This window comes from Alteromonas profundi (assembly GCF_010500865.1).
GTDB classification, from domain to species: Bacteria; Pseudomonadota; Gammaproteobacteria; order Enterobacterales; family Alteromonadaceae; genus Alteromonas; species Alteromonas profundi.
The window spans coordinates 1-4,889 of record NZ_JAAAWN010000053.1; the positions used below are offsets into that span (position 1 = coordinate 1).

Here is a 4,889-nt window from a genome sequence, read left to right on the forward strand (position 1 = left end):
GGTTGTATTTAAAATGGCTTATAACAAAAAAATTAAGCACGCCCGCTGCGCGGGCTGGGACGCAAACACGCAGGGCGGCTTCGCCATTATGCCCTACGTGCCTGCGCCCCTTATTTAAAAGTTATGTGCTCTGGAGTTAGATAATGGCTGGCGGTGCTTTTTTCGTTTTTGTTTTGCTTGTTCTTTCTACCGTTATTGCTTCAATATGGCTATTTAAAGGAAGAGGTTCTCGTAGTGGCAAGGTCGTTCGCGTTGCTTTATATTTTTGTTGTACTCTTTTTCCAGCAATAGTTATCGTGCTTCTACAGAGCATTGCGGGGTACAGTGTCATTCTTAGCAATATGAGTTTCATTTTGTTCTGTTGTGCAAGTGTGTATGGTTTTGTCCTTCCAATATTTTCAGGCTACAAAATTGAGCGGGTTAAAAGTACACGCACCTAACAAAAAAATTAAGTCACTCACTTCGTTCGCTGGGACGCATACACGTGGGCTGCTTCGCATTATAGCCCACGCGCATGCGCCCCTTATTTAAAAGTTATAAGGCGTCAGCCTAAACTGCGTTTGGCTCAATACAAATCCCAATGCAACTGCCCTCTCCTGTTTTCATTAGCATCGCTCTGGCTTGTGGTAGGTTTAAATCCGCCGCTTTCAATTCAAAGGTAGTGTAATAGGCGCTTTATTGACAAGTTCTTATTTTGAGTCAGCAAGCGCCATTACACTCGATAGCTCAGATGGCGGCTAGCTTCTTCCAAATCAAAAACATTTGTGCACAGTCGTTTTGCTTGTTTGTGTTAACAATCAATCGTATTCTGACTTTATTAGTTTTTAAAAAGGCCAAGGGAACAGGCTCTGCTTCTAACAAAGCGCTTAAGTCACTCCCTTCGGTCGCTGGGACGCCTATACGCGGGGCGGCTTCGCCATTATGCCCCACGTATCTGCGCCCCTTAGCTTAAAGTTATACGTAGAGCAGGCATCAAGGTTGATTTATAAGAAGTTCATGAGAGTATTCAAAGAAACGAAAGGGATGCCAAAGTTATTCCGGTTTCAGCATATGCTCAACTCAATTACATATTCACTGATGGTGCTTTTTGCTTTCTGGCCTTGGCCAAACGGAGAGTATTCGTTGAATGGGCGCAGCCTTACTTACCAAGAATTTTGGTTAACAGGTATGGCGCCCGGCTTTTTGTTATTTAGCATACTAATCATTGCAATTTGCTTTGCTTCCGTGAATAAACACTGGGCTGGCCGTGTTGGTGCTTTTTTATACTGGGCATCTATTATTGCCTTCATGACTTTTTATTCTTTAACTGGGGTTTTAATAGGTGGGGTAATAATAGTTGTTTGGGCGTACTATGTGTTCTATAGCGCCGGCATGAGGCAGTTTTTTGTTCAGTCAAACGTATAACAACCCAATTAACCCTCTCACTTCGTTCGCTGGGACGCATTCACGCGGGGCGGCTTCGCCATTATGCCCCACATGTATGCGCCCGTTATTGGAAAGTTAGAAGGCGTCAGCCTAAACTGCATTTGGCTTAATACAAATAGCAGTTCAACTACCCTAACCTGTTGTTCCCAACTTCGCTCTGGCTTTTGGTGGCTTTAACTTCGCCGCATTAACTTCAAAGGTCGCGCAATAGGCGCTTTATCGCCAAGTTCTTAATTCAATTTATCAAGCGCCATTGCACTTGGTAGCTCAAATGGCAGCTTGCTTCAGTCAAATCACCTGCATCACTACACTGTTGTTTTACTTGTTTGTGTTAATAATCAATCGTATGCTGACTTAATCAGTTTTTAATTAGGCCAAAGGAATAGGCTCGGCTTCTAACAAAGCGCTTAAGTCACTCCCTGCGGTCGCTGGGACGCCTATACGCGGGGCGGCTTCGCCATTATGCCCCACGTATCTGCGCCCCTTAGCTTAAAGTTATAAGGCGTCAGCCTAAACTGCGTTTGGCTTAATACAAATCCCAGTGCAACTGCCCTCATCTGTTTTCATTGGCATCGCTCTGACTTGTGGTAGGTTTAAATCCGCCGCTTTCAATTCAAAGGTTGCGCATTAGGCGCTTTATCGCCAAGTTATTATTCAACGTCAACAAGCGCCAATGCGTTTGACAGTTCAAATGGCAGCTTGCTTCAGTCAAATCAAAACCATCTCTGCACTGGCATTTTGCTTGTTTGCTTTAACAATCAATCGTATTCTGGCTTTATTAGTTTTTAATTAGGCCAAAGGAACTGGCTCTGCTTATAACAAGGCGCTTAAGACCACTCCCTTCGGTCGTTCGGACGCATTTACGCGGGGCGGCTTCGCCATTATGCCCCACGCAACTGCGCCGCTTAGCTTAAAGTTATGTATCGTGCAAAAAAATGAACATCGTTACTAATACAGAAAAAAAAATAGTCCATTTTATAGTTAGGATATGGTTAATCTTGGGCTATGCTTTTGTTGGACATGGCCTTTACAGGGCTTATTCAGAGGGTTATGTAATTACCAAATCGGGTCGCGCTTATTTAATTGATGACCCCGTTATGTTTTGGCTAATCGTAAGCCTACAAATCGTTTTAATCTTGGGGTTTACATTTTATTTTTTCAGGAAGCCAGACCTTGAGGCAATGGGCAAAGATTGATGTATCAAACATCGATACATAACAAGCCAATCAACACACTCACTGCGTTCGCTGGGACGCATACACGCGGGGCGGCTTCGCCATTATGCCCCACGCGTCTGCGCCCGTTATTGGAAAGTTAGGCGTCATTTACTTACAGCATAAAAATGTGGGTTCAACCGTGACATTCCAGCGCCAAGGTTGTTTCGCTAGGTTGTCTTTACGGCTTGCTTTTTCGGTAGTTTCAACGACTTTAGCAACGCGCTTTTTATCAACACCGCAACGCCAACATTCTGCATCACCAGTCTTCTAAACTCGCTCTTTTATCCAGCAATATCGTTAACATCTGGCATTTCGCTCAGGGTTGTTTTATCTTAAATTCAATTATTTAAACACGCGGTCTATTTGGCTAGTGGTGGCAGCAAAGCTGCGTACTTTCAGTTGTACGCCTAACAAAACGCTGTTGGCACTCCCTTCGGTCGCTGGGACGCCAACACGTGGGCTGACTCGCTTCGCTCGGATTTTAGCCCACGTGCTAGCGCCCCAAAGCTTAGCGTTATATGCCATTATGAATCAGCATTTTGAAAACGGCCTTTCAAAGGAAGTTCACCCTCTAATTAAAGTGACAGTGTCTATTGTTTTATGTGTACTTGGTTGTCTGTGTTCGATTCTATGGATCATTACTAATAACCCTATATTGGGGCTCGTCGGCCTGCTATGCGGTATACCTTGCATCATCATGGGAGTTGCGCTGTTATTAGGTCGGGTAAAGCAAACTAGGTTATCTCCGAGTGGCTTAAAAGTGTTCGGGCTTATTCTATTTGTTGGTGGCGTAATCGGTATTTATAAGCATCAACCATAGGCTTCTTTACTTATTGTATTTGCCATAAGCTGTTTTAAAATCGCAAAGCAAGCTGCAAATGTAAATGGCATATAACAAAAAAATTAAGTCATTCACTTCGTTCGCTGGGACGCATACACGCGGGGCGGCTTCGCCATTATGCCCCACCTGTCTGCGCCCCTTATTTAAAAGTTATGCGCCTAAAGGATTAAGCATATGAGTAATAAACAAAAAGCTTTACAAGACATAAGGAATGCTGTTGGAACTGAAGTTGGTGAATGCAGCGTCGACGAATTTATTAGTCATCATTTGGAAGAACTGCCTTCTAGCTATTGGAAAGCGAAAACCGGAGTTGAAGTTCCAGAAATAAATCAGGTTATCGATTTATTAATTTTAAGGAATAAATGGGACGACGAAGAAGTTTACGATTTCACGCTCCCAGACGACGTTACTGATTATGTTATCTCCGTCAAATATACCGATAATGGAGAGTTAGAAGACATTGATATGGAAAGTTAGTACGGCGCATAACAAGTCAATAAACTCACTCACTTCGTTCGCTGAGACGCATACACGCAGGGCGGCTTCGCCATTATGCCCTACGTGCCTGCGCCCGTTATCGAAAAGTTAGCTGCCTGTCGAACCAAAGGGATTTTATGAGCAAATTTGAAATTGCTATTACCACTCTATTTATAGGATTCGTATTGGGTCAAGCAACAGATGTAGCAAAGTACTACCTCATCGTATGGAGAAAGAAAAAGGCTTTCAAGGAGGAGGTGTCAGATCATTTAAACCATATGCATTATTTAAAAGACAGGTTGTGTACTATTGCTAAAGATTTCTCAGCTCCAGAGGTGATCGGGCTACCAATACCCGGAAAGATAAAGACGTACATTTTTTCTAAGTATTACGCAGAAATTCTTCCGCATCTAAGTAGCTCGATGAGGCAGCTTTACATCGAGCACTATGGAACAATAGATTCGTTCAACAGTTGCTTATCGGAAATCCCAAGAACGGAATCAGAGTTGATAGGTAAAAAATTGGTCAATCTTTATTATTATGTGTGCCAGTTAACTGAAACTGCTCGATTCGTATTGAGCGAAGAAAAAGCGAGTGTAAAAGACAACGTTAAATTAATGTCTTCAATCAACGAAAGCGCTAGCAAATTTGCACAAGAATATGATTTGCTTCAGATGCAGTAAGGCAGCTAACAAACCAAGTAAGCGGGACAATAACACGTGGGCTCCCGTCACTTCGTTCCGTATTATAGCCCACGTGTTATTGCCCCTTCTTGGGGCGTTATAAGACAAAGGAAACTCAGTGAACAAGGTTGTTATCAGTATCCTTTCAATATTACTCCTGCTAACCAACGTGTTTTGGTTGTATCAGAGTTTGGATAACGGTGTCTCTTTAACTTACATGGAAGCAAGCCTAGAAACCCAAACTAA

The 4,889-nt window shown here is 43.1% G+C and carries 4 protein-coding genes; all 4 read left to right on the forward strand.

Translation table 11 applies throughout. The features are described from left to right. Positions 1 to 143: 143 nt before the first annotated feature. The 4 genes from GTH32_RS18785 (at position 144) to GTH32_RS18800 (ending at position 4,643) form a co-directional block, all read left to right on the forward strand. Entirely contained in the window at positions 144 to 440 is a 297-nt protein-coding gene (locus tag GTH32_RS18785) for a hypothetical protein (protein WP_163088680.1), read from the forward strand. 538 nt (positions 441 to 978) lie between these two features. After that, entirely contained in the window at positions 979 to 1,404 is a 426-nt protein-coding gene (locus GTH32_RS18790; RefSeq protein WP_163088682.1) for a hypothetical protein, read from the forward strand. Between the two features lie 2,253 nt (positions 1,405 to 3,657). Then, positions 3,658 to 3,960: a DUF2004 domain-containing protein gene (locus GTH32_RS18795; RefSeq protein WP_163088684.1), complete on the forward strand. Its 303-nt coding sequence runs from the start codon at positions 3,658 to 3,660 to the stop codon at positions 3,958 to 3,960. Between the two features lie 137 nt (positions 3,961 to 4,097). Beyond that, complete coding sequence (locus tag GTH32_RS18800) at positions 4,098 to 4,643, forward strand: hypothetical protein (protein ID WP_163088686.1); 546 nt, start codon at positions 4,098 to 4,100, stop codon at positions 4,641 to 4,643. The last annotated feature ends 246 nt before the right edge of the window (positions 4,644 to 4,889 follow it).

Bases quoted from the DNA above. Each gene is read 5' to 3' on its own strand.
- GTH32_RS18785 (WP_163088680.1), top strand. From the start codon at position 144: ATGGCTGGCGGTGCTTTTTTCGTTTTTGTTTTGCTTGTTCTTTCTACC.
- GTH32_RS18795 (WP_163088684.1), top strand. From the start codon at position 3,658: ATGAGTAATAAACAAAAAGCTTTACAAGACATAAGGAATGCTGTTGGA.
- GTH32_RS18800 (WP_163088686.1), top strand. From the start codon at position 4,098: ATGAGCAAATTTGAAATTGCTATTACCACTCTATTTATAGGATTCGTA.